Origin of the sequence: Alistipes sp. AF48-12, from assembly GCF_003477565.1 — a bacterium.
Taxonomy (GTDB): domain Bacteria; phylum Bacteroidota; class Bacteroidia; order Bacteroidales; family Rikenellaceae; genus Alistipes_A; species Alistipes_A hominis.
On sequence record NZ_QUDJ01000023.1, the window covers coordinates 1 to 25,092 of the forward strand.

Sequence of the window (25,092 nt, forward strand, 5' to 3'; positions counted from 1 at the left end):
ATCTGAAAGTCGCTACGGTTCCCTACGCGTTCGACCGACCGCGCGGGTGGCTGCTGCACGAAGGCCGCCCGGTGCTGGTCGATAAGCTGACCCCGGTCGAACTGGAGTTTCTCGACTGGTCGGACATGGGGACGGGCCCCGTTGTGCGTTTCGTATTCAAAAAGGAAGAGTTCGTTTAATATGGGCGGCGCGATTATCCGTACGTTTCAATTCCTGTTTGCCGCTGGACGCGGCGGCCGGCGTGCGGATCGGGCGGCGGCAATGGATTGCCGGACAAATCGTTCGGGTTGGATGGGGCGCGTTTTGCGGGACGGGGGCAGCGTCCGCGTTGGAAGCGGTAAGGCAAACCGGACAATAAAAAAGCGCCCTTTTTAAAGGCGCTTTTGCGGATAAATCCGACAGGGTGGAAGATGGGTCTCGAACCCACGACCTTCGGAACCACAATCCGACGCTCTAACCAACTGAGCTACGTCCACCGTTTTACTGCCCGTTTCTTTCGGACAGCGTGCAAATTTAATACACTTTTCGATTATTGCAAAATTTTTGCGGCGGATTCTTCCCGAAAACGGGGAGCCGCCCGCCTCCTGCTTGTATTTTCCCGCTGTCCGCAGGGCGATCTTTTCGGGACGGGGCGGTTTGCCGGGCTGCCGTTCTCCGGCCGGCGGCGGCCTGCGAGCGGCGGCCCGCTGTTTTTGGCGGATTATTTGATAAATTTGCCGGACAAAGAACGCTTATGGAAAAACGTGCCCGTAAGTTCGGGGTCAACAGGCGGGCGCTGCTCGTGACGGCCGGGATCGTCTGGATCGTGGCCGGGGCGAATATTCTGCGGATCGGAGTGGTCACGTGGGCGAGTCAGTCCCATTACGGATTGTTCCGGGCGGGGGAGGCGATCGTCGTGTTCCTGTTGTTCTTCAACCTGGTTTTCAAACGTCTGTTTTACAAACATACGCAGCGGATCGAGCGGAAAGGCGACCGGAACTGCCCGTTTTCGTTTTTCGATGCGAAGGGGTGGATCGTGATGTGCTTCATGATTCTGTTCGGTATCCTGGCTCGGACGTGCCGCTGGCTGCCGGAAACATTTATCGCCGTATTTTACACGGGACTCTCCGCCGCGCTGATCGTAACGGGCGTTCTGTTTCTGCGCTACCGCTATCGGAACAAAGACCGGCTGTGAATCCGTTCCGGGGGAGAATCCGGCGAAGGACTTTGGCAGTATCATATAACGGGCGGCCCGGCTTTTTCCGAAGCCGGGCCGCCGCAATACGGAAGGGGAACGCATTTTACGCCAGTTTCTTGCGCAGGTTGTCGTCGAGCGCCGCGAGGAACTCTTCGGTGTTGAGGTAATCTTCGCGGGAAACTTTCGACCCCTTGACCAGCAGCGCCAGGTCTTTGGTCATCTTGCCCGATTCGACCGTCTCGACGCAAACTTCTTCGAGCGCGCGGGAAAAATGCGCCAGGGCTTCGTTGCCGTCGAGTGCGGCACGGTGCGCCAGACCGCGCGTCCAGGCGAATATCGACGCGATCGGGTTGGTCGAGGTCTCCTCGCCCCGCTGGTGCATCCGGTAGTGGCGGGTCACGGTGCCGTGCGCCGCTTCGGCTTCCATCGTCTTGCCGTCCGGAGTGACCAGCACCGAGGTCATCAGCCCCAGCGAGCCGAAGCCCTGCGCGACAGTGTCCGACTGCACGTCGCCGTCGTAGTTCTTGCAGGCCCATACGAAGCCGCCGTTCCATTTCAGCGCCGAAGCGACCATGTCGTCGATCAGCCGGTGTTCGTAGACCAGTCCCAGCTCGTCCATCCGCTGCTTGTAGTCGTTGCGGTAGATCTCTTCGAAAATGTCTTTGAAACGGCCGTCGTATTTTTTCAGAATCGTATTTTTCGTGCTCAGGTACAGCGGCCATTTCTTGCTGAGGGCCATGTTGAAACAGGCGTGAGCGAAACCGCGGATCGACGCGTCGGTGTTGTACATGCACAGCGCCACGCCGTCGCCCTTGAAATCGTACACTTCCCACGACCGGCTCTCTCCGTTCTCGCCGGTGAAGGTCATGGTCAGTTTGCCGGGACCTTTCGTAACGACGTCCGTCGCGCGGTATTGGTCGCCGAAAGCGTGACGCCCGATGCAGATCGGACGGGTCCATCCGGGCACCAGGCGCGGCACGTTGCGGCAGATGATCGGTTCGCGGAAGACCGTTCCGTCGAGGATGTTGCGGATCGTGCCGTTCGGCGACTTCCACATCTTTTTCAAACCGAACTCCCGGACGCGCGCTTCGTCCGGCGTAATGGTGGCGCACTTGATGCCGACGTTGTATTTTTTGATCGCCTCGGCGGCTTCTACGGTAACCCGGTCGTCGGTGGCATCGCGGTTTTGGATGCTTAGATCGTAATATTTGATATCCAGATCGAGGTAGGGAAGGATCAGCTTGTCTTTGATGAATTTCCAGATGACGCGGGTCATTTCGTCGCCATCGAGCTCCACAACGGGATGATTGACTTTGATTTTTGATTTCATGCCGGATTCGGTTGAATTGAATTGTACTCTGTATGCTTCCGCAAATTTAGCTCAAAATATTGTTTTTTGCAACGAAGCCCGCCGGAGGGCGGGGCGGTCGTCCGGTAAGGTTTGGCAGCGTTTATGTTATAATCATAATACATGGTTATTCACTCGGATGATGCGCGCACTGCTTTTTTCGGTTGTTTTCCTGGCGGGATGTACCGGTTGGACGGAGGAAGATCCGCCGGTGCCGGAGCTGGCTGTCGAAGTGTCGGGGGGAGTTCGCCCGGCGGCCCCGGCATCTAAAACCAGCGCGAGTGGCAGCGCCGTTTCGTTCGTTTCCGGCGACCGGATCGGCATCAGCGAGACCCTGACAGGCCGCAGTAACGTGCTTTTTTCTTATAACGGCAGCGCGTGGAGTACGACGACCCCGATGTACTGGTACAACCGTACCGCCACGCACACCTTCTATGCTTACTATCCGTACAATGCGTCGAATCAGTCCAACGTAGTGCCGATGCCGGTGCTGGCGAACCAGCAGGTATCGACGGCGGTCGACGTTGCCTGCGACATGCTCGTGACGGGGCCGAAGCAACAGGCCTATCCGGCGGGTTCCTCGGTAGCGTTCGTTTTTTCACATGCGTTTTCGGTGTTGCAGTTCAACATTACGATGGGAGTCATCAATACCTATACGCTGAAGAGCCTGACGCTGCGGGGCGGAAATACGGCGGGCGGATCGTCCGGTTACGGCATCGTCAATACCGTGAATACGGTCGCCCAGATCGGTTACAACCTCGTAACCGGCGCCGTGCAGGCGGCGGCGAACAACAGCTCCGTCTACGCGCAGACCCTGACCAAAAGCATCCCTTCGACCGGGCTGATCGGCAGCATTCCCGTGACGGTCTATGTGCTGGCGCTTCCGGGACAATACCTCAATCCCGTGCCGGCTGTCAAGTTCACCGTTGCCCCGCTGATAGGCAGCAATCAGGATACGGATTACGCGAACCTGTCGAACAACACCTTCTCGGCCGGAACCAAATATGTTTACAATGTCAAAATCGGCGGGATCATCACGAAAGTTCCGCAGCCGTGCGGCGCTGCGGGGAAATTGCCCGTAACGATCGAGCGGGACACGGTGATAAATTTATCGAATAAAAGTTTTATCCATTAAAATTAATCGGTTATGAAAAAGATGTTATTCCTGACGGCGGTTGCCGCGGCGTGGATCGCCTGCGACCGCGACGACGAATGCCGGCCCACGGCCGACGACGGGCAACAAATTACGATCCTGGTCGGAATCGCCGACTCGAAGCCGGTCTCCGACGTTATCCCCGAATCCAAAACGACGATTACCGGCAGCACGGCGGCGTGGAAAAGCGGCGACCAGCTCGGGCTGTTTTGCACGCAGTCGGTTCCCGCTGCCGTGAACGTTTCCTTTTCCGCGACCGGGAACGGCGCGAGCGCGACTTGGAGCGCCGACAGTCCGATTTACTGGGGGGCTCCGGCCACCACTCCTCATACTTTTCTCGCTTATTCGCCTTATGCCTCGGGCAACAGTTCGGCTTCGGCGGTGAAGGTGCCTGCGCTGAATGTGCAGACGGGAACCGTCAACCCGGCGCTCGACCTGTTGATCTCGAACAACCTGGCTTCTTCCGGGGTGCTTCGCTCGGCCGGAGCGGTCGGTCTTGTTTTTACCCATGCGCTCTCGCTGCTCGAGTTCGATATCACCATCAACAGCAGTATCGCGGCGAACACGACGCTGACCTCTTTTACGGTCGCTGCGGGAAGTTCGGATAAGGTCTATACGACCGACGGCAATTCGACCATCGCGCTTTCCACCGGTGCGATCACGCCGGGCAGCGGCGTGACCAATACGACTACGATGACGCCGGGCGCGACCGTGACGCTCAGCGCGACGTCTGCTTCGGTTTACGTGCTGGTGCTCCCCGGCACTTACAGCCAGGCGCCGACTCTGGCGATCAATCTCAACGAAGGAGGAACTTCGGCCATTGCGGTTCCGCCGGCGTCGCTGACGACGACGACATTTGCGGCCGGCTCCAAATACACTTATGCGGTCAGCATTGCCCGTACCGCCATTACGATCTCCAATCCGACGATTACCGACTGGACGAACGTCAACGGTTCCGCGATCAATCCCGGCCTGTAAGTCGTTCGATAAAAAGCAAATATCCCGCGTCGCCGACCCGACGACGCGGGATATTTGCGCGCGGACTGCTAATTGGTAAGCATGATGTAGCCGTTCAGGTAGGTGGCGAACAGTACCCACAGCGCATAAGGAGCGAACAGGACGGATGCGGTTTTGCTGACCGGATAACTTTTGATCAGGTAGTAAATGACGAATATGTCGAGCGTCAGGATGTCGATCATACCGAGCAGCGGATTTCGCAGGTAGAAGAACAGGTAGCTCCAGATGAAATTCGAGAACAGTTGAACGCAGAAAAGACGGATCAGAAAGTCTCTCTGCGGAGCGCTGGAAAGGTAAATCAGTCCGGCGGATATGCCCATGCACAGGTAAAGGATTCCCCACGCGATGGGAAATACGATATTCGGCGGCGTCAGCGGCGGTTTGCGCAGGGTCGGATACCATTCGCGGATGGAATCGGCCTGGATCAGTCCGGCGAGGTAGCCCAGCAGCAGGCAAACCAGTATCGGAACGGCGAATGCGAGAATTTTTTTCATAAATCTCCGGTTGAGACCGGAAGGCGCTGCAATTATCGTGCAACGGCGGTGGCGGCATCCGGACAAAAAAGAGCGAACGGCGAACCGCTGCCGGCAACGGCCGGTTTTGCGAAACGCCTGTTCGCCCGACTCATGAAAAAGCCGCCCGGAATCACTCGGGGCGGCTTTTAAATTCTCCGGATAAACAGGGTATTCCCGGAATTACTGGGGGGAGAATCCCGGATTTTTTACCCGAAGAGAAAACGAAAACTACTGTCCATTAATTTACTTCACTTACCCTGTTGGTTGTCCGATTTACTCGGCATATTGATAGGAACTCATCCAGGTTCTCCAGCTCGATCTGCTTATCCCGTACTGATAGGTAAGCAGGTGTACTGCGGAAGTGACGTGTCCCTGGTCGTTGCCTACGACCCGCGGATATTTCAGGCGGACGCGGGTATTGTCGGTGACGATGCCGATCTGTTCCCATCCGGTGATGCCGTCCGTCGATTGCCATATGGTTAGGTAGGTGTTCACTTCGTTGACGTTTACTCCGTGGATGGCCTGGAAGCAGTTCAACTCGTCAACGTATTTGACGTCGCAACCGCTCACGGAATTTGCCGCGAATTTATTGCGGTCGATGACTTTCCCTTTGTCGGAGAGTGCCGCGGGCCAGTTCGGATCGCTGGCACTGGCCGTAGCGAGGTGGATGTCGTAGACGTCGATAGCCTGATCGTTGTAAGTGTAATACAGGTATATCTGTCCGTCTTTGACGATCAGGCTGGCTTCTCCCACGCCGAAGAAGGTCTCTTCGGCCGTCAGATTAGCGCTTACGATCGCCGCGGGATCGCCTCCCCAACCTGTTCCGTTCCATTTTTCCCAGTTTTTCCCGTCCGGGGTCGCGCTGCGGGCAACGAACAGCTCGTTGTCGGTGGTTTCCACGACGGTCGTCGAGCCCGTGTAGACCATATAATAGTAATCTCCGGCTTTAACTACTGCGGGATCTTTTGCATAATAGCTGTCGGCTTTTTTGTTGGTGGGCGCTACGGCTACGATATTGTCTTCCGACCAGGTGAGATCGTTCGTTACCGACGATGCGGTGTAATACCTGATCTGGGCCGAATAACCTACGTCGGCAGGGGAAGTGTACTGGGCTTTCGTCCTGAATGCCTGCGTTCCGCTCAACTCCGTGCCGTTGTGCCATACGGTCATGTTTTCCCCGATGCCGGCGCCCCAGCAACCAGGGGTTCCGGAGATGCGTTCCATATACAGCAGGTAGGTGCCGGCAGGGAATTTGACGTTCCCGGTCTCGTCGGCGTAACCGCTGTTGTCCGTATTGATCTCCAGCGAGCTGTTGTCTTTGTAATTCATGTGGTCGTATTGGGCGATCGGGGTTCCGCTCAGCGTTGAAATGTAGTCGTTATTCCATTGGTAAAGCTCCCAGTGGAAGCAGGACGTATTCGTGCTCCATCCCGGACAGTCCACGATCCATCCGTAGAACGATTTGTCGAATGTGTACTTGATCGCCCCGCTGTTGCCGTTGCTGTGCATGGGGTACGGACCACCTCCGGCGCCGGAACCGTTCAGACTGGTAGCGGCGGGAAGCGAGCCGGTCGTTCCTCCCGGAGTGGAGAACCAAGCGCTCATCGTGCCGTTCGAATTGGCGATCATCGCTGCGGCATAACGGAAATCGCGCGAAGAGGTGGGCTGGTAGATCGATTTTCCATCGCCTTTGACTACCGGAACTCCCGGTACGATGACCTCTTCGGGTCGGGCGTATTGCTCCGAGATCGGTTCCGGTCCGGGGAAACCCTCGCAACTGGTCAACTGTGCGGCCAGCAGTGTGACGATGAATACTTGAATCGAAAAGACTAATTTTTTCATAATTAAACAAGTTAAAAGAAATATTTAGACAAGTGTATGTGTAGTTTCTTTGTTTCCGGTACGTAAAGAATATAAAAGACACCTATATTCTCCACCCTTGATACATCATTCTTCCCTTAATCGCTTCGGTTTATCGTTTCTTTGTTTAAAATACGGCAAATTTTACTTCTTGAAAGTTAATTATTCGCCATGCGTCCGCTTCCTTTTCATTAGTTTCCGATACTGTTTTTAGTCGTGTGACATGTGAGTAGCTTTTGTGTTTCGGTTTTAATGTACTTGTTTTTAGATTGTTAATTGTAATCAAACAGATTCAAACGTTGATCTTTAACCACTAAGATACAAATTTTTAATTAAAAAATAGGTTTCTTATAAAAAAACACAGATCAGCGTGTTGAAAACCTACCGATGCGAGTATAAATATCTATCTGATAATTAAAAACGACCAGTTAAAAATGAACGTCTTTTCCTCCGTATTTCGATCTTTTTGTAATGTATATACGCCGTTTTTTGCTATATTTAAACCGGCTTTCCCCGTTTGGTATGTGGAAATAAATTTATTGGAATAAAAACTTATGGTGGTTGGATATTTGAGAGTCAGTACGGAGAAGCAACACCTGTCAAATCAACAAGATGAGATTCTTCGATTCGCCCAGACCCGGAATATGGAAATCGATCGTTGGGTGACGGAGGTGGTCAGCGGCAAGAAAGATCAAAAGGACCGCAAGCTGGGAAGTATTCTGCGGCGTTTGAAAAACGGCGATACGTTGATCGTTACCGAAATTTCGCGGTTGAGCAGAACGCTTACGGAAATTATGACGATCATGGGACATTGTTTGGATAAAGGGATTACCCTTTATTCGACCAAGGACGGTTATGCCTTTGACGATACGATCAACAGTAAAGTCCTGTGCTTTGCTTTCGGTCTCGTGGCGGAGATCGAACGGAACCTGATCTCGATGCGTACGAAGGAGGCGCTTGCCCTACGCAAGGCCGAAGGCGTGCAGCTCGGCCGAAGGAAAGGTTTTTGCCCGAAGTTCCGGATTCTGTCCGAGAATTGCGCCGAAATCGTCGAGATGTTGCGTAACGGCGCGACGATCGTGTCGGTTTGCAGGAAATACCAGGTATCGGTCGATACGTTCAAAGCTTTTCGGAAACGCCATGCGCAAGTAAACGATATCATCGAGCATCGGAATAAAATACGGGGAATCCGGCAGGAGTGGTACGAGGCCCGTAGAAAATCGAAACAAGAGTAAATAAATAAAAACCTTTCGAAATTTACGTTCGAAAGGTTTTTATTTTTGTTAAAAAAAGCCCCGGAAGGGGATCACAGGCTTTGCGACCTGCACCACCAGTGAATAAGAAAAACATAACAAAATCATATGCACGAAACATACCAAGATAGAATGATAGCTATCCGATTCTCTCCCGGGGCCGTAACCCGGAAAAGAGCAAGTTCCGTGCCGGAATAAGGGCTTCAGCGGGCGGTGCGGTCGAGGTAATCGGTCGCAAAGACGAAGGTGCCTGCCGTCCAGCCGACCATGGTCGGCATCTCGTATTCGTTGCTGACGTTGATGTTGCCTTCCACGACGTTGTATTTCTCCCACAGGTTGTGAGTCTTTTTGAAATTGCCGATCACCGTAGCGACGTATTTCGATGCGATGCGGCGGGCATCCTCGCGGAAACCGTAATTGTCCAGGCCTTTGATCGCCAGGAAATGCAGCGGAGCCCAGCCGTTCGGGTATGACCATTGGTAGACATACGGGTAGTCTTTGTTCTCGCAGGCGGCGATGCCGTGCGGAAATTCGAGCGCGTCGAGCGCACGGGCGATCCCCGGAGCGTCCTTTGTGGGGACGGCTCCGGCATACAGCAGGCTGAACACTGCCGCCGAAACGACGTCGGAACGCTTGCCGTTCACGTAGTCGTAATCGTAGTACATGCCGTTTCGGGGGTCTCGGCAGTACTTGCGGATCAGTTTTTTACGGTCTTCCGCTTTGCGCGCCCACCGTTTTGCGGCGGCTTTGTCGCCGAGTTCATCCGCGAAAAATTCGAAATTCTTTTCGTACAGATACAGGTTCGCGTTCAGATCGACGGGGCAGAAGTCCATGCAGCGCGTCCGGAACCGGGGATTGAAATCCCAACCCGATTCGGCTTCGGCGATGTAGTGCGAGCCGACGTCCAGCAGTTCTTGGTGCGAGAGCCCGTCCGTCTTGAAACGACTGCCTAAGCGCACTTTCAGCATGTCGACGAAATCCATCTTATCCCGGTCGGTGCTTTCGTTCCCGTACCGGTTCAGACCGGTCGGCGCGATCCGTTCGCTCATCCAGAATCGGTACTCTTTTTCGAGCGTCGGCAGCACTTTGCGCAGCCACTCCTTGTCGCCGGTGCTGCGGTAGACGCTGGCGATCATCATGCTCAGGAACGGGGGCTGGGAACGGTTTTGGAATACGGTCAGGTTGCCGTTGTACATTTTACCGAAACGGTCTACCATGTAGAGCATGTTCTCGGCGTTGCTCCGGGCCAGGTCGACATGCCCGTCGAGGATCAGCCCCTCGCCGGTGAAATAGGTGTCCCAGTAGTACATCTCCTGGAATGCGCCGCTGATGCTCGGCACGGTGTAGCGGTACGGGAGACCGATGCGGGTGCCTTCGTCTTCGGTGTTGAACCGGACGGTCTTGTCCCACGAGTTCCGGATGAAGCGGTGCACTTCGTCCCGGTCGGCGGCGGAGGGCGTTTCTCCCTGCGAGAATGAAAGCAGGGCCGGAGCGATCAACAGCAGCCCCCACAGTTTCGTTATTTTTTTCATGTGTCTTTAGACGTTTGTTTTTTTTTAATCGGTCGGTTCTGTGCCGAATGCAAAAACCGCATTTATGCAAAAATGCGGTTTTGTGATTTTCCGGATACGAAGTGCCGGTCAGACCGTCATGATCTCCTTCTCTTTAGCGGAGAACAGGTCGTCCACTTTCTTCGCGTATTTGTCGGTCAGTTTCTGGGCCGACTCTTCGCCGTCTTTCGCCGCGTCCTCGGGCATACCGTCTTTTTGCGCTTTCTTGAACGCGTCGACCAGGTCGCGGCGGATGCCGCGCAGGCTTACGCGGGCCGTTTCGGTTTCCGCCTTGATCTGTTTTACCAGTTCTTTACGGCGCTCCTCGGTCAGCGGCGGAATGTTCAGCCGGATGTGCTCGCCGTTGTTCGACGGCGTCAGGCCGATGTTGGCGACCAGGATGGCTTTCTCGATCACCGGGATCATTTTCTTTTCCCACGGCTGCACCAGTACGGTGCGGGCGTCGGGCACCGTAATGCTGGCTACCTGCGAGATGTCCGTCGGCGTGCCGTAGTATTCGACCAGGATGCCGTTGAGTACGTTGACGCTCGCCTTGCCGGCTCTGACCGATGCGAGTTCTTCGGTCAGGTGGGCGATGACTTTGTCCATTTTCACCTGGGCCGCGTCGAGAAGTTCTTTCGATTCTATCATGTCCGTGTATGTTTTAAGTCAAAAACGTGTTTTCGTTATCATGCCGCCGCTGGGATTTCCCGGCAGGGACCGTCGAGACGTCAGTCGTTTTTCACGACCGTTCCGATCGGTTCGCCGGCGATCACTTTTTGCAGGTTGCCCGGCGTGTCCATGTCGAATACCACGATCGGCAGGTCGTTCTCCTTGCACATCGTGAATGCCGTGAGATCCATCACTTTCAGCCGCCGACGGTACACTTCGTCGAACGTGATCTCCGCGAATTTGGTCGCCGTCGGATCTTTTTCCGGGTCGGCCGTATAGACGCCGTCCACGCGCGTGCCTTTCAGCAGTACCTCCGCTTCGATCTCTACGCCGCGCAGCGCCGAAGCCGTGTCGGTCGTGAAGTACGGATTGCCCGTGCCGCCGGCGATGATGACGATCCAGCCGGCTTCCATCAGTTCCAGCGCTTTGGCCTTCGTATAGAGTTCCCCGACCGGTTCCATCCGGATCGACGTCAGTACCCGGGCTCTCGCTCCGGCGCTTTCGAGCGCGCCCTGTAACGCCAGCGAGTTGATAACGGTCGCCAGCATCCCCATCTGGTCGCCCTTGACGCGGTCGAATCCGCGGCTTACTCCGCTCAGCCCGCGGAAGATATTGCCTCCTCCGATTACGATGCCGACCTGCACGCCCGTGGCGGCTACTGTTCGGATCTGTTCGGCATATTGGTTCAACACCTCGGTAGAAAGACCGTATTTCTGAGCTCCCATCAGCGATTCGCCGCTGAGTTTTAACAGGACGCGTTTATAAATCGACATGTTTTCGTTTTTATTGTTTTTCCATCAGTTGCATCAGCTCGTCGAGCTTCGGCGTCAGGATGATTTCGGTGCGACGGTTTTTGGCGCGCGCTTCGGACGTTTTGGCCGGATCGACGGGCAGCGATTCGCCGCGTCCGGCGGCGATGATGCGGTTCGGGTCGATCCCTTTGTTTTCGAGCAGCAGCCGCACGACGGTCGTGGCGCGTTTCGCGCTCAGGTCGAGGTTGTCCTTCAACTGGCCGTTCGGACGGTAGGGCACGTCGTCCGTATGTCCCTCGACCATCACGTTGATATCGGCGTTCTGCGCCAGCACTTCGGCCAGGTCGCGGACGGCGCGCGCGCCGTTCGGGTCAATTTCGAAACTGCCCGAACGGAATAGCAGTTTGTCGTCCATCGAGACGTATACGTTGCCGTTGCGGATCGAGATCGACAATCCCTTGCCTTCGAAGCCGGTCAGCGCGTCGGTCACTTTGCGGCGGATGGCGTCGATCGCCTCCTCGCGGCTTTTAAGCATCCCTTCGAGTTCGGCCACGCGGCGGACGCGGTCGTTCAGCGCCATCTCCTTGTCCTCGAGTTCGCGCAACATCCGCGCCGATTCGGCGGAACCGTCGGCCAACAGTTGCTTATAACGTTTCTTACACTCCTTCAGGTCGTTCGACAGGCGCGTGGTGTCGGCGATCAACTGCATTTTCTCGGCCGTCAGTTTGTCGTTCAAGGCCCCCATATCTTCGAGGCGGCTTTTCGAAGCGGTCAGTTCCCCTTCCAAGCGCAGCGCTTCGGCTTTCATCGAATTGAATTTTTTGGTTGAGACGCATGAAAACGCAGTCAGGGCAACCAAACCGAGGACAATCAGTTTTTTCATAGATCCAAAGTTTTTGGGCGGCCGGCTTCGCCGTCCGTGGCGGAACCGGGAACGATCCGCCGCCGGCATATCTGCCACGAAGATACAAAACAATTTAGAATGTACAAAAACTATCCGCGGGCCGATATTTGCCGGTAATTTATTACCTTTGCGTCTAAATTGTTTTTTAGGGTCCCCAATGACCGAATCATCCTACAAATACCTCTACCGGATCGATTCTCCGGCCGATCTGCGGAAACTTTCGCAGCAGGAACTGGTCGGCTACTGCGACGAGCTGCGTCGGTTCATCATCGAGCAGCTCGCGCTGAATCCCGGCCATCTGGGATCGAGTCTCGGCGTCGTCGAGCTGACCGCCGCGTTGCATTACGTATTCGATACGCCGTACGACAAGCTGATCTGGGACGTGGGCCATCAGGCCTATGCCCACAAGATCATCACCGGCCGCCGCGACAGTTTCCGGATGAACCGCAAGCTGAACGGGCTGAGCGGATTCCCGAAGATGGAGGAGAGCGCTTACGACGCGTTCGGGGGAGGGCATGCCTCGACCTCCATTTCGGCGGCGTTGGGCATCGCGACGGCGGCGGCCTTGCGCGGCGAGCGGCGGCATGCGGTGGCTGTGATCGGCGACGGAGCGTTGACCGGGGGGCTGGCTTTCGAAGGATTGAACAACGCCGGGGCGGCCAATACCGATCTGCTGGTGATCTTGAACGACAACCGGATGGCGATCGACCCGAACGTAGGCGCGTTGAAAGAATACCTGCTGAGCATTTCGACTTCGAAACGGTACAATGCCGTGAAAAACCGCGCGTGGGCGCATATGGAGCGGACTCCGCGGCTGAGACGGCTGATCCAAAAAGTGGGTAATGCGCTGAAACAGGGCTTCCTGCAGCAGAGCAACCTGTTCGAGAGTTTGCGCTTCCGCTATTTCGGGCCGGTGGACGGACACGACGTAGGGCAACTGACCCGTGTGCTGCAGGATCTGAAGGAGATAAAAGGTCCCAAATTACTGCACGTGCTGACCGTCAAAGGAAAAGGATACAGTCCGGCGGAACGGGATCAGAAAATATGGCATGCGCCGGGAGTTTTCAATCCGGAAACCGGGGAACGTGCGACCCACGGCGGCAACGGCGACGAGCCGCCTCTTTATCAAAAGGTGTTCGGGGAGACGATCCTCGAATTGGCCCGGACGAACGACCGGATCGTGGGGATCACCCCCGCGATGCCGACCGGCTGCGGGTTGAATATCCTGATGCGCGAGATGCCGGAGCGCTGTTTCGACGTCGGGATCGCCGAAGGACATGCCGTGACTTTCTCGGCGGGTCTGGCTGCGGCCGGCATGGTGCCGTTCTGTAACATCTATTCGTCGTTTATGCAGCGGGCTTACGATAACGTGATTCACGACGTGGCGCTGCAGGGGTTAAACGTGGTGATGTGCCTCGACCGCGCCGGACTAGTCGGCGAGGACGGCGCCACGCACCAGGGAGCGTTCGATATCGCCTATATGCGTTCGATTCCGGACATTACCGTCGCGGCGCCGATGGACGAGGTCGAACTGCGGAACTTGATGTATACGGCTTCGCTCGGGCGCGGCCCGTTCGTGATCCGCTATCCGCGGGGGGCGGGCGTGAGATCCGACTGGCGGCAGCCTTTCCGCGAGATCCCGGTGGGACGCGGTCGCTGGCTGCGCGACGGGACGGATGTGGCGGTGCTGTCGTTGGGGCATGTGGGGAATACGGTAGCCGAAGCGGTGGAACGGGCCTCGGCCGATGGCGTTTCGGCCGCCCACATCGATCTGCGTTTCGCCAAACCGCTGGATGCGACCTGTTTGCACGAGGTAGGCAGGCGTTTCGGGCGGATCGTCGTCGTCGAAGACGGAACCGTTACGGGGGGAGTCGGATCGGCCGTGCTGGAATTTATGAATGCGTACGGTTACAGACCGCAGGCGGAATTGCTCGGGATTCCCGACCGTTTCATCGGGCAGGGCACGCAGGAACAGTTGCGCCGTATCTGCGGTTTCGACCTCGAAGGCATCTACCGGACAATTATGAAAAGCAAAAAATAAGGGCTTATGGAGTACAATTTCGCGGAAATCGAACAGAAGTGGCAGAAACGCTGGATCGAACGTAAAACCTACAAGGTCGAAGTCGATCCGTCGCGGCCGAAGTTCTACGTGCTGGATATGTTTCCGTACCCGTCGGGGGCGGGGCTGCATGTCGGACACCCGCTGGGGTATATCGCGTCGGACATTTATACGCGTTACAAGCGGCTGAAAGGATTCAACGTGCTGCATCCGATGGGATACGACGCGTTCGGACTGCCGGCCGAACAGTATGCGATCCAGACCGGGCAGCATCCGGCCGTTACGACCGAGAAAAACATCGACCGCTACCGCGAACAGTTGGATAAGATCGGGTTCAGTTTCGACTGGGATCGAGAAGTGCGTACCTGCGATCCGGGGTATTACCATTGGACGCAATGGGCCTTCCTCAAAATGTTCGACAGTTTTTACTGCAATGACGAGAACAAGGCGCTGCCGATTTCGAAGCTGGTCGAAGCGTTCGAGCGGGCGGGAACCGAGGGGCTGAACGCAGCCTGCACCCGGGAGATGTCGTTTACGGCAGCCCAGTGGAAAGTCATGAGCGAGGCCGAAAAAGAGAATGTCTTGCAGAATTACCGGCTGGCGTTCCGCGCCGATACGATGGTGAACTGGTGTCCGGGGCTCGGTACGGTGCTGGCTAACGACGAGGTGAAGGACGGGCTGTCGGTGCGCGGCGGTTTCCCGGTGGAGCAAAAGCAAATGAAACAGTGGTTGCTGCGCGTGACGGCTTATGCGCAGCGGATGCTCGACGGGCTCGACCGGCTCGAGTGGAGCGATTCGCTGAAAGAGATCCAGCGCAACTGGATCGGCCGCAGCGAAGGGGCACAGGTGTTTTTCGGATTGAAAGGGCTTGACGAGCAACTCGAAATCTTTACGACGCGGGCGGATACCATTTTCGGGGTTACGTTCATGGTGCTGGCTCCGGAACACGAGCTGGTCGGCAAACTGACCGCGCCGGAATACAAGGACGCCGTCGAAAATTATCTGGAAGAAGCTAAAAAACGTTCCGAAAGGGAACGTATGGCCGACACCAAGCGCGTGAGCGGCCAGTTCACCGGCGGCTACGCGATCAATCCGTTCAACGGCAAGGAGATTCCTATTTATGTCAGCGATTACGTGCTGTCCGGTTACGGGACGGGCGCGATCATGGCCGTGCCTGCGCACGATAGCCGCGATTACGCCTTTGCAAAGCACTTCGGTCTGCCGATCGTTCCGGTGGTCGAGGGCGGCGACCTGTCGGTCGGGTCGTACGACGCCAAGTCCGGAACAATGATCAACTCCGAATTCCTGACCGGTATGGATGTCAGGGAAGCGATTCCTGCGATGATCGACGAGATAGAGAAGCGCGGATTCGGCAGTCGTAGGGTCAACTATCGGCTGCGCGACGCGATTTTCAGCCGACAGCGTTACTGGGGAGAGCCGTTTCCCATCTATTATAAGGACGACGTCGCCTGTCCGCTGTCGGAAGACCGGCTGCCGTTGCAGTTGCCTCCGATGCGGGATTTCGGCCCGACGGCCGACGGCGAACCGCCGCTGGCGCGGGCGAAGGATTGGCATACGGACGAAGGGTATCCGTACGAACTGAGCACGATGCCCGGTTTCGCCGGATCGTCGGCCTACTACCTGCGCTACATGGACCCGCATAACGACAAGGAACTCGTCTCGAAAGAGGCGGACGAGTACTGGCGCAACGTGGACCTGTACGTCGGCGGCATCGAGCATGCGACCGGACACTTGATGTATTCGCGTTTCTGGAATATGTTTTTGTACGACATAGGCTGCGTCTGCGAGCCGGAACCTTTCAAAAAGCTGATCAATCAGGGGATGATCCAGGGGCGTTCGAACTTCGTCTACCGGATCAAGGGAACCAATAAATATGTCTCCGTAGGACTGAAAGACGGGTACGATACGCAGGAGATCCACGTGGACGTCAACATCGTGCGCAACGACGTGCTCGATCTGGACGCGTTCCGCAAATGGATGCCCGAGTACGCCGACGCCGAATTCGTGCTCGAAGACGGGAAATACGTTTGCGGTTGGGCCATCGAGAAGATGTCGAAATCGATGTACAACGTCGTCAACCCCGACCACATCGTCCGCGATTACGGGGCCGATACGCTGCGGATGTACGAGATGTTCCTCGGCCCGCTCGAACAAAGCAAGCCGTGGGATACGAACGGCATCGACGGCGTGCATAAGTTCCTGCGCCGGTTCTGGCGGCTGTTCTTCGACCGCGACGGGAAGTTGATTCTGACCGACGAAAAACCGACGGCCGGGGAGCTGAAGACGCTGCATAAAACGATTCGGAAAGTGACCGAAGACATCGAAAATTTCTCGTTCAATACGTCGGTCAGCGCTTTTATGATCTGCCTGAACGAACTGAGCAACCAGAAGTGCGCGAAACGCGCGGTGCTCGAACCGCTGGTCGTGCTGATCGCGCCGTTCGCTCCGCACCTTGCCGAAGAGGTCTGGGAACAATTGGGGCACGGAACTTCCGTTTTCGACGCTCGTTTCCCGGAGTACGACGAAAAATACCTCGTGGAAGACAGTTTCGAATATCCGGTATCGTTTAACGGAAAGATGCGGTTTAAAAAGGAACTGTCGCTGTCGTTGTCTCCGAAAGAGGTCGAAGCGGCCGTGCTGGCCGATCCCGCCGCCGGGAAGTACCTGGAAGGGAAAACCCCGAAAAAGGTGGTGGTCGTTCCCGGTAAGATCGTCAATGTCGTTTGCTGATTGCCGATCCAAGGGGTAGATGTAAAAACACGGGGCGCTGTCCGTTGACAGCGCCCCGTGTTTTTACTTTGCTTTTCCGGATTATTTCGGCAGCCTGAAAGTGACGGGCAGCGTGAAATAGACGTTTACCGGTTGGCCGCCGGATTTACCCGGTTTCCAGCGCGGCATTGCACGGACGATGCGTATTACTTCGGCATCGCAGGCGGGAGACAACGACTGAACGATCTCCGGCTCCCGGACTTCGCCCGTTTTGGAAATAACCATGCGGACGACAACCCTGCCTTCCGTTCCGGCGGCTACCTCTTCTTTCGGGTAACGCAGGTTGACCCTGAGATATTCGGCAAGGCGTTCCGGTCCTCCGCGGAAAGAGGGTAATACGTCGGCTTTTGCGGTAACGGAGTCTTTGCCTGTTTCCGTTTTTACCGGGGCGGCCGGATCGCCGGCAGTCGGCCGGCCGTTCGCTGCGGCGCCTGCGAACAACAGCAGGGACAGTACGGCGACGTTTAGACTTTTCATGACGGGTAGTTTTATTTGTGGGCGTTTCAAAAGATTTGGGAATTACGAATGCATTTTTATTTAACCACAAAAGCAACCTGGAGGTAATTGTTGACCGCGCCTAAAGGTTTCAGTTCGATATAAAATGCCTTTGTAAACTCATTAAAGGCTTTGAATTCGTGCAAAGGCACGTTAAATTCGTCGAATAGAATGATATCGCCCGGTTGCAGATACGGATAAAGCTGAGTTAAGACAAAAATCGTGGAAGAATAAAGGTCTGCGTCCATATGTACGATCTTCCGGACAGCGGATTTTAAGTCACCCCTATTTTCTTGGATAAACGGAACCAAAGTATCCTGGAACAATCCTTTGACAAACTTTACGCGATTATCTTGTACCTGTGATTCTTGATGCTGCATGTCTCCTTTTCGAAAAAACATGCCCCAATTCTCAGGAAGACCTTCGAAAGTATCGAATCCGTAAAAACGGGAAGAATCGTTTTTATTCTCATTCAACCACCATTTGAACGAGGTGCCTCCGGCGACTCCGAACTCGAGATAAACGATTTCGGAATTGTCCTTTAAATAATTGTCCGATATGTATTTGTATAGATTGTATCTGTTGTTGTAATTCCGGTTGAAAGCGACGGGTTCGCGGTATTCGAATTTCTTTTTATTCCCGTATATCCATACCAACAGCTTGTTTAGGTAGGATAGAAATAACATCAATTTTGTGAAAGGATAAAATAGGAATGTTATCGGCAACAATAACAGACAACTTTTGACAAAGCCGGTAAGTTTAATCAATGGTTTCATGAAATGATCGCATTTATCGGAAACGTCTTTCCGATAGGTTTTTATACAGATGGCCAATTTTTACAAACGCCGAACGGATTCCTTCGTCTTATCTTTTCTTCGTCCGTTTGGGAGCGGGAGGGAGGAAGGCCTTGTCAGTATGTCACGATCGCCTCGTAGGCCTTTACCAATTTGAGCGGGTCCTTGACCGAAAATTCGTTGCTCTCGATTCGTTGCACCAGATCCGGATAGTTGGCGAAAGTCTGTTTGGCGAACCGGACGAAGTTTTTCTGCGTGCTTTCGGGGTTCTCTCCCGCGGTGCTGACCGACAGTACCCGCGCGGCGGGTTCGTCTTTGAGTTTTACGTAGCACCAGCGTTCTTTCTGCAGAGCGGTGCGCAGGCCGGTCGTCTGTTCCGTTTCGCGGAATTCGGTCAGCAGCGCGATGCCGTCCTTGCCCCGGTAATCTTCGCGAAACAGGACGGGCATCCGGTAACGGCCTTTCTCTTTTTTAGTGTCCGGAGAGTTCGATTTGAACATTCGGTAGCGAATCTCCCGGACATAATTGACGGTATCGCCGTCGAGCCCGACCATGACGATGCGGTCGATCTCTCCGATCGGATAGCGACGGGGCTTGGCGGTGGGACTCTGGCTCAGATCAACGTACTGGATCGTCGAATAGAACGGCGAGCGGAGGTAGCTTCTTGCTGTGTGCCGTCCTTCATGATCAGGGTAGTCGTTCCCTGTGCCGATACGGATTGAACCGACAGCACAATCGTCAGGCACAACGCTGAAAACGAGATGAGTTTTTTCATAATAGCGTATTTCGTTTTACGGTTATTGGTTTCATGGCCCGGATCGCGTTTTCCTTGCGGAGCATGGCGATCCGTTATGTTTTATAAGATGCTTTATACGCGCCGTTCGTTACAAAGGAAAATAAAAAAAATGATTTTTCGCTATTTTTTGGTCCATTATTTACAGGCTTTCCGCTTCGCGGATCCACATGGCGGGCGAAGCGTCGCTCGGCATACGCCAGTCCCCGCGGGGCGACAGACTGACCGATCCCACTTTCGGCCCGTCGGGCAATGCCGATCGTTTGAACTGTTGCGAGAAGAAACGCCGTAAGAATACGGTCAGCCACTTTTTGACGGTTTTCGCGTCGTATTTTCCGGCGAACGCCCGGCAGGCCATGAAATGGAGTTTGGCCGGGCGGCAGCCGAACCGGACGAAATGGTACAGAAAAAAGTCGTGCAGTTCGTAAGGGCCGACCAGGTCTTCGGTCTTTTGTACGATTTCGCCCTTTTCGTCGGCAGGCAGCAGCTCCGGACTGATCGGGGTGTCGACGATGTCGAGCAACCACCCCCGGGCGACTTCGTAGTCGGGATGCGCGGCCACCCAGCGCACCAGGTGGCGAACGAGGGTTTTCGGAACCCCGCAATTGACTCCGTACATCGACATGTGGTCGCCGTTGTAAGTAGCCCAGCCCAGCGCCAGTTCGGAAAGGTCGCCGGTGCCGATCACCAGTCCGCCCGTGCGGTTGGCCAGATCCATTAGGATCTGCGTGCGTTCGCGGGCCTGGGCGTTTTCGTAGGCGACGCTGCGGTCGGCGTCGTCCATCCCGATGTCGCGGAAATGGACGGCGCAGGCTTCGCGGATGCTGATTTCGCGGATGCCGACCCCGAGCGATTCCATCAGTCGCAGGGCGTTGGTATGGGTGCGGTCGGTCGTTCCGAAACCGGGCATCGTGACGCCGAGAATGTTGCGGCGCGGGAGTCCCAACTTGTCGAACGTGCGGACGGCTACCAGCAGGGCGAGCGTCGAATCGAGCCCGCCGGAGATACCGACGACGGCCGAATGCGTGCCGGTATGCCGGATGCGCTGCGCCAGTCCGCCGACCTGGATGCTGAAGATTTCTTCGCAGCGCTGCTGCATTTGCTGCGGATCGTCCGGGATGAACGGGCTCGGATTGAAACCGCGTTCGACCGGAAACTGTTCGCGGTCGGCGCGCAGGGCGACCGGGATGCGTTTGCAGAGCGTGCCGCTGCCGTAGGATGCAAAGGTATTGGTTTTGCGCCGCAGGGTCAGCAGCCGTTCGATGTCCGTTTCCGCTACGGTCAGTTGTTCTTCGAGCGAGAAGCGTTCCGATTCGTTCAGAAAGATTCCGTTTTCGGCGATCAGGCCGTTGCCGGCGAAAACCACGTCGGTCGAAGATTCGCCGAATCCGGCCGAGCTGTACAGGTAAGCCGACAGCGTGCGGGCCGACTGCTGGGCGATCAGCGAACGGAGATAAGCGTGCTTGCCGACCATTTCGTCGCTTGCCGACAGATTGACCAGCAGGGTGGCCCCGGCCACTGCGAGGCGGGAGGACGGCGGGTGCGGAACCCACAGATCTTCGCAGATTTCGACACCGAAACAGACTTTCCCGTCTTCGAAAAGCAGGTCGGTCGAGAACGGAACTTGCTGTCCGCACAGTTCGACCGTTTCGCGGTGGGGTTCCGCGCCGGAGGCGAACCAGCGCGCTTCGTAAAATTCGTCGTAATTCGGCAGGTAAGTCTTCGGCACGACTCCGAAAATGATGCCGGAGCCGAATACGACGGCCGTATTGTAGAGCCGGTTGTCGACAGCCAGCGGCATACCGGCGATACAGACCGTCCGGCAGGAGGCCGTGTCGGCGAGCAGCCGTGCGAGAGCCCGTTCGGCTTGTTCGATCAGGAAAGGCTGGCCGAACAGGTCGCCGCAGGTGTATCCGGTGATGCAGAGCTCCGGAAATGCCGCGACGGAGACGCCTTGCCGGTCGGCTTCCCGAATCAATCCGGCGATTCGGGCGATGTTATGGCTGCAATCCCCCGCCTTCACGCCCGGTGTGGCGGCTGCGATTTTCAAAAATCCGAAGTCCATACGATTCGAGCAATTTGTCCGGTACAAAATTAACGAAAAAATTCGGGGAGTTTTCGGACATACGTCGATTTTCCGTTTCCCGCCGCGTCTTTTTTGAGAAGGGCGGGGCGTGTCTTTGCTGCCGAAGCTTAAAAATAAAAATGTTGTTTTTTCAGTATCAATGCCATTTTTGACTATGGATTCCAAAGTCTGGACGTAGAAATTTACTTGATTTTCCTCTGTGTCGAAAGAATCATCTATGCCGTCAGAACCAAGGACAATAGCGACAGGAAACTTGCCGTCGCCATCAAAACAGTAACGGAACTCGTCTATGGCACCGCTGTCACAAATAGAGGTTGTTTTACTGAGAAAGCATCTTTCAGCGGGTAACGATTTGAAAACCGTACTACTTCATAAATCCGCCTTCCTTTGCGTTACCCCGTTTTTCCCCTTGTCCTCTTTTATTTCCGCAAACACTTTATTTATAATTATTTCGCGTACCTTTCTCCCTTTCTGCTCGTCTTTTCCAGAGATTTTTCGTAATTTTGTAAGTTAATAGCATACGTTTCAATAAAAAAATAAAACATCGAAACCATGAAAATCACGATTATCGGAGGAGGCAACATCGGCGGCGCCATCGCCGGAGGACTGGCGGCCAGCACATTGATGAAAGCATCGGATCTGACCGTAGCGGATCCTTCAGCCGCCGCGCTCGAACGAATCAAGGGCCTGAACTCCGCGATCCGGACGTCTCAGGATAACGCCGCGGCCGTAGAAGGAGCCGACCTGATCATCCTGGCCGTCAAACCGTGGCTGGCCGAAGAGGTATCCGCCACGTTCCGGGATAAACTCAACTTCGACCGGCAATGCCTCGCATCGGTCGTGGCGGGCGTCAGCTTCGAAAAACTGAAAACCATGCTCGACAACGGGAAAGACGTCCGCCCGGCGTTGCTGCGGCTGATCCCGAATACGGCGATCTCGCTGCGCGAGAGCGTCACGTTCATCGCATCGGACGGCGCTTCGGAAAGCCAGCTGAATGCCGTGGTCACGCTGTTCAAAGAACTCGGACAGACCGTAGTGGTATCGGAAGCGATGATGGCGGCCGGCACTTCGCTGGCGTCGTGCGGAATCGCTTTCGCGCTGAAATACCTCGGCGACTCGATCAAAGGAGGCGTCGAACTGGGCTTCGACGAAACCCAGTCGCGCGAGATCGTCATGCAGACGATGCGCGGCGCGCTCGCCCTGCTGCAAGCCAACGGCACGATGCCGCAAACCGAGATCGACAAGGTGACCACGCCCGGCGGACTGACGCTGAAAGGACTCGACGCGATGGCCGAAGGCGGTTTCAGCGAAGCCGTCCGCGCCGGATTGCTCAAAAGCCGTTAACGACCGTACAGCAAAGATTATGAACAACTCATACAGATTCAAACGGATTGTCGTAAAGGTAGGCAGCAACGTGCTGACCCGCCCGGACGGGACGCTCGACACGACGCGGATGTCGGCGCTGACCGACCAGCTCGCCGCGCTGCACCGCGCAGGCGTCGAGGTGATTCTCGTGTCGTCGGGGGCCGTCGCATCGGGACGCAACGAGCTGAAGACGCAACGGAAACTGGATTCCGTTTCGGCCCGCCAGCTCTTTTCGGCCGTCGGACAGGTGAAGCTGATCAACCACTACTACGAGTTGTTCCGCGAATACGGCATCACCTGCGGACAGGTGCTGACGACCAAAGAGAACTTTTCGACGCGGCGCCACTACCTGAACCAGCAGCACTGCATGTCGGTGATGCTCGAAAACGGCGTGATCCCGATCGTCAACGAGAACGACACGATCTCGCTGACGGAACTGATGTTCACCGACAACGACGAGCTGTCGGGCCTGATCGCCGCGATGATGGACGTCGAGGCGCTGATTATCCTCAGCAACATCGACGGCATCTACAACGGCAACCCGGCAGACCCCGCATCGAGCGTACTGCGGGAAATCGGCTCGCAACGCGACGACCTGGCGCAGTACATCTGCACCGGGAAATCGCAGTTCGGCCGCGGAGGTATGCTGACCAAATGCCGAATCGCGATGAAGGTGGCCGACGAAGGGATCGAGGTAATCGTGGCGAACGGCAAACGAGACAACATCCTGCCGCAACTGTTGGCCGAACGATCCGAAGTCGTCTCGACGCGCTTCGTTCCGGCCCCGCGAACGATCTCGCAGGTCAAAAAATGGATCGCCCATTCGGAAGGATTCGCCAAAGGCGAGCTGCACATCAACGAATGCGCTTATACGGCTCTGACGGGCCCGTCGGCGACGAGCCTGCTGCCGATCGGCGTAAACCGTGTGGAAGGAGAGTTCGAGAAGGACGATATCGTCCGCATCGTCGCCCCGGACGGCGAACCGATCGGGGTCGGGCGCGTCGCCTGTAGCAGCGCCAAGCGCGCCAAACGATGGGGCAAAAAGGAGGAAGGCCGGTCGTCCATTACGACTACCTATACCTCGACTGACAGGAAAACGATTAACAAACGATACAGAAAGCCATGCAACTGAAAGACTGTTTTGAAAAAGCGCTCGAAGCGTCGCGGGAATTGAACTGCGTTTCCGCATCGAAAATCGACCGGACGCTGACCGCACTGGCCGACGCCGCCGAAAAGCACACGGACGAAATCCTCGAAGCCAACCGGGAGGACCTGGCGCGGATGGAGCCGTCCGACCCGATGTACGACCGCCTGCTGCTGAACCGCGAACGCATCGCGGGCATCGCCGCCGACATCCGCAATGTCGCGTCGCTGCCGTCGCCGCTGGGAAAAATACTGAGCGAAACAGTCCGTCCGAACGGAATGAAAATCACGAAAGTAAGCGTACCGTTCGGCGTGATCGGCGTGATTTACGAAGCGCGGCCGAACGTCGGATTCGACGTTTTCTCGCTGTGCCTGAAATCCGGCAACGCCTGCATCCTGAAAGGAGGCAGCGACGCCCGGTGTTCGAACGAGGCGATCGTCCGGGTCATCCGGGAGGTGTTGCGCGAACAGGGATTGGACGAAAACTGCGTAACGCTGATGCCGGCCGACCGAGCGGCGACCGCCGAACTGCTAAACGCCGTGGGTTACGTCGACCTAATCATTCCGCGCGGCAGCAAAGGCTGATCGACTTCGTCCGGCAGAACGCGCACGTCCCGGTCATCGAAACGGGAGCGGGCATTTGCCACACCTATTTCGACCGCGACGGAGACCTGAAAAAGGGAACCGCCATCGTACTGAACGCCAAAACGCGCCGCGTAAGCGTATGCAACGCGCTCGACTGCCTCGTTTTCCATCGGGACAGGCTCGCCGACCTGGCCGCCTTATGCGCGCCGCTGGCCGGCAAAAACGTCGTTATCCTTGCCGACGGAGAGGCATGGAAAGCCCTGAACGGGCACTATCCGGCGGAACTGCTGCAACCGGCCGACGAACACAGCTTCGGGACGGAGTTCCTCTCCTACCGCATGTCGGTGAAAACGGTCGACTCGGTCGACGAGGCGATCCGACACATCGCGCGCTACTCGTCGCGGCACAGCGAAGCCATCGTATCGGAAAACCCGGAGACGATCCGACTGTTCTTACAGCGGGTCGACGCCGCCTGCGTATACGCCAACGTATCGACCGCCTTTACGGACGGCGCCCAGTTCGGCCTCGGAGCCGAAATCGGGATCAGCACGCAGAAGCTGCATGCCCGAGGCCCTATGGCGCTTCAGGAGCTGACCTCTTACAAATACATCGTCGAAGGAGACGGACAAACCCGCGCCTGACAGTACCGTCCGGAAGCGGACACCGACCTCCCGCCGGAACGGTCGGAGGAAATAAAAAACAAACGAAGCGGCCCGAAATATTTCGGGCCGCTTCGTTACCAGATTCAAGACAAAACGATTCACTGTCACCGGATACGAGC

At 56.1% G+C, this 25,092-nt stretch carries 18 protein-coding genes, 1 tRNA gene and 2 pseudogenes; 9 read left to right on the forward strand and 12 right to left on the reverse strand.

Annotated features, from left to right (window positions below; genetic code table 11):
* Window positions 1-401: 401 nt before the first annotated feature.
* Window positions 402-477, reverse strand: a tRNA-His gene (locus DW082_RS12350).
* A 256-nt stretch (window positions 478-733) separates the two neighbouring features.
* On the opposite strand from DW082_RS12350, the gene DW082_RS12355 reads away from it, so the two are divergent.
* Window positions 734-1,174 carry a hypothetical protein gene (locus DW082_RS12355; RefSeq protein WP_101571667.1) on the forward strand — a complete coding sequence of 147 codons (441 nt, stop codon included), beginning with the start codon at window positions 734-736 and terminating at the stop codon, window positions 1,172-1,174.
* Window positions 1,175-1,280: 106 nt separating this feature from the next.
* On the opposite strand, the gene DW082_RS12360 is transcribed toward DW082_RS12355, so the two are convergent.
* The gene (locus DW082_RS12360) at window positions 1,281-2,507 is read right to left on the reverse strand and encodes an isocitrate dehydrogenase (NADP(+)) (protein ID WP_055205202.1); all 1,227 of its coding nucleotides are present in this window, start codon (window positions 2,505-2,507) and stop codon (window positions 1,281-1,283) included.
* A 157-nt stretch (window positions 2,508-2,664) separates the two neighbouring features.
* Here DW082_RS12360 and DW082_RS12365 point away from each other — a divergent pair, with 157 nt between their 5' ends.
* Both DW082_RS12365 and DW082_RS12370 read left to right on the forward strand, forming a co-directional pair.
* Window positions 2,665-3,660 carry a fimbrillin family protein gene (locus DW082_RS12365; RefSeq protein ID WP_182424169.1) on the forward strand — a complete coding sequence of 332 codons (996 nt, stop codon included), beginning with the start codon at window positions 2,665-2,667 and terminating at the stop codon, window positions 3,658-3,660.
* Window positions 3,661-3,672: 12 nt separating this feature from the next.
* A complete protein-coding gene (locus DW082_RS12370) occupies window positions 3,673-4,656 on the forward strand; it encodes a fimbrillin family protein (RefSeq protein ID WP_118458866.1) in 984 nt (327 codons plus the stop codon).
* Window positions 4,657-4,724: 68 nt separating this feature from the next.
* On the opposite strand, the gene DW082_RS12375 is transcribed toward DW082_RS12370, so the two are convergent.
* Both DW082_RS12375 and DW082_RS12380 read right to left on the reverse strand, forming a co-directional pair.
* Window positions 4,725-5,189: a TspO/MBR family protein gene (locus tag DW082_RS12375; protein WP_055205203.1), complete on the reverse strand. Its 465-nt coding sequence runs from the start codon at window positions 5,187-5,189 to the stop codon at window positions 4,725-4,727.
* Window positions 5,190-5,483: 294 nt separating this feature from the next.
* A complete protein-coding gene (locus DW082_RS12380) occupies window positions 5,484-7,052 on the reverse strand; it encodes a hypothetical protein (RefSeq protein ID WP_118458868.1) in 1,569 nt (522 codons plus the stop codon).
* 572 nt (window positions 7,053-7,624) lie between these two features.
* Between DW082_RS12380 and DW082_RS12385 the strand changes: the two genes are divergently transcribed.
* A complete protein-coding gene (locus tag DW082_RS12385) occupies window positions 7,625-8,305 on the forward strand; it encodes a recombinase family protein (RefSeq protein WP_055205205.1) in 681 nt (226 codons plus the stop codon).
* A 221-nt stretch (window positions 8,306-8,526) separates the two neighbouring features.
* On the opposite strand, the gene DW082_RS12390 is transcribed toward DW082_RS12385, so the two are convergent.
* The 4 genes from DW082_RS12390 to DW082_RS12405 all read right to left on the reverse strand — a co-directional run bounded on the left by DW082_RS12390 (window position 8,527) and on the right by DW082_RS12405 (window position 12,180).
* Window positions 8,527-9,855 carry a trehalase family glycosidase gene (locus tag DW082_RS12390; RefSeq protein WP_118458870.1) on the reverse strand — a complete coding sequence of 443 codons (1,329 nt, stop codon included), beginning with the start codon at window positions 9,853-9,855 and terminating at the stop codon, window positions 8,527-8,529.
* Window positions 9,856-9,963: 108 nt separating this feature from the next.
* Window positions 9,964-10,524 carry a ribosome recycling factor gene (gene frr, locus DW082_RS12395; RefSeq protein ID WP_153497806.1) on the reverse strand — a complete coding sequence of 187 codons (561 nt, stop codon included), beginning with the start codon at window positions 10,522-10,524 and terminating at the stop codon, window positions 9,964-9,966.
* Between the two features lie 80 nt (window positions 10,525-10,604).
* The gene (pyrH, locus tag DW082_RS12400; protein WP_118458872.1) at window positions 10,605-11,318 is read right to left on the reverse strand and encodes a UMP kinase; all 714 of its coding nucleotides are present in this window, start codon (window positions 11,316-11,318) and stop codon (window positions 10,605-10,607) included.
* A 10-nt stretch (window positions 11,319-11,328) separates the two neighbouring features.
* A complete protein-coding gene (locus DW082_RS12405) occupies window positions 11,329-12,180 on the reverse strand; it encodes an OmpA family protein (RefSeq protein WP_228385751.1) in 852 nt (283 codons plus the stop codon).
* A 178-nt stretch (window positions 12,181-12,358) separates the two neighbouring features.
* Here DW082_RS12405 and dxs point away from each other — a divergent pair, with 178 nt between their 5' ends.
* Complete coding sequence (gene dxs, locus DW082_RS12410) at window positions 12,359-14,242, forward strand: 1-deoxy-D-xylulose-5-phosphate synthase (protein ID WP_055205209.1); 1,884 nt, start codon at window positions 12,359-12,361, stop codon at window positions 14,240-14,242.
* Window positions 14,243-14,248: 6 nt separating this feature from the next.
* A complete protein-coding gene (gene leuS / locus DW082_RS12415; RefSeq protein ID WP_118458874.1) occupies window positions 14,249-17,011 on the forward strand; it encodes a leucine--tRNA ligase in 2,763 nt (920 codons plus the stop codon).
* Between the two features lie 81 nt (window positions 17,012-17,092).
* Here leuS and DW082_RS12420 read toward each other — a convergent pair whose 3' ends face one another.
* The 4 genes from DW082_RS12420 to DW082_RS12435 form a co-directional block, all read right to left on the reverse strand.
* Window positions 17,093-17,527, reverse strand: a complete 435-nt coding sequence (locus DW082_RS12420; RefSeq protein WP_055205211.1) for an energy transducer TonB — start codon at window positions 17,525-17,527, stop codon at window positions 17,093-17,095.
* 56 nt (window positions 17,528-17,583) lie between these two features.
* A complete protein-coding gene (locus DW082_RS12425; RefSeq protein ID WP_118458876.1) occupies window positions 17,584-18,321 on the reverse strand; it encodes a TylF/MycF/NovP-related O-methyltransferase in 738 nt (245 codons plus the stop codon).
* A gap of 134 nt (window positions 18,322-18,455) precedes the next feature.
* On the reverse strand, window positions 18,456-19,085 hold the full coding sequence (locus tag DW082_RS12430; RefSeq protein WP_147387038.1) for a hypothetical protein: 630 nt from the start codon (window positions 19,083-19,085) through the stop codon (window positions 18,456-18,458).
* Window positions 19,086-19,274: 189 nt separating this feature from the next.
* The gene (locus tag DW082_RS12435) at window positions 19,275-21,197 is read right to left on the reverse strand and encodes an NAD(+) synthase (RefSeq protein WP_101571689.1); all 1,923 of its coding nucleotides are present in this window, start codon (window positions 21,195-21,197) and stop codon (window positions 19,275-19,277) included.
* A 573-nt stretch (window positions 21,198-21,770) separates the two neighbouring features.
* On the opposite strand from DW082_RS12435, the gene DW082_RS12440 reads away from it, so the two are divergent.
* From DW082_RS12440 to DW082_RS12450, 3 genes and pseudogenes are all read left to right on the forward strand, one after another.
* Window positions 21,771-22,562: a pyrroline-5-carboxylate reductase gene (locus tag DW082_RS12440; protein WP_101571691.1), complete on the forward strand. Its 792-nt coding sequence runs from the start codon at window positions 21,771-21,773 to the stop codon at window positions 22,560-22,562.
* Window positions 22,563-22,581: 19 nt separating this feature from the next.
* A pseudogene (gene proB, locus DW082_RS12445) lies at window positions 22,582-23,672 on the forward strand (glutamate 5-kinase).
* Window positions 23,673-23,705: 33 nt separating this feature from the next.
* Window positions 23,706-24,952 (forward strand): annotated as a pseudogene (locus DW082_RS12450) (glutamate-5-semialdehyde dehydrogenase).
* The last annotated feature ends 140 nt before the right edge of the window (window positions 24,953-25,092 follow it).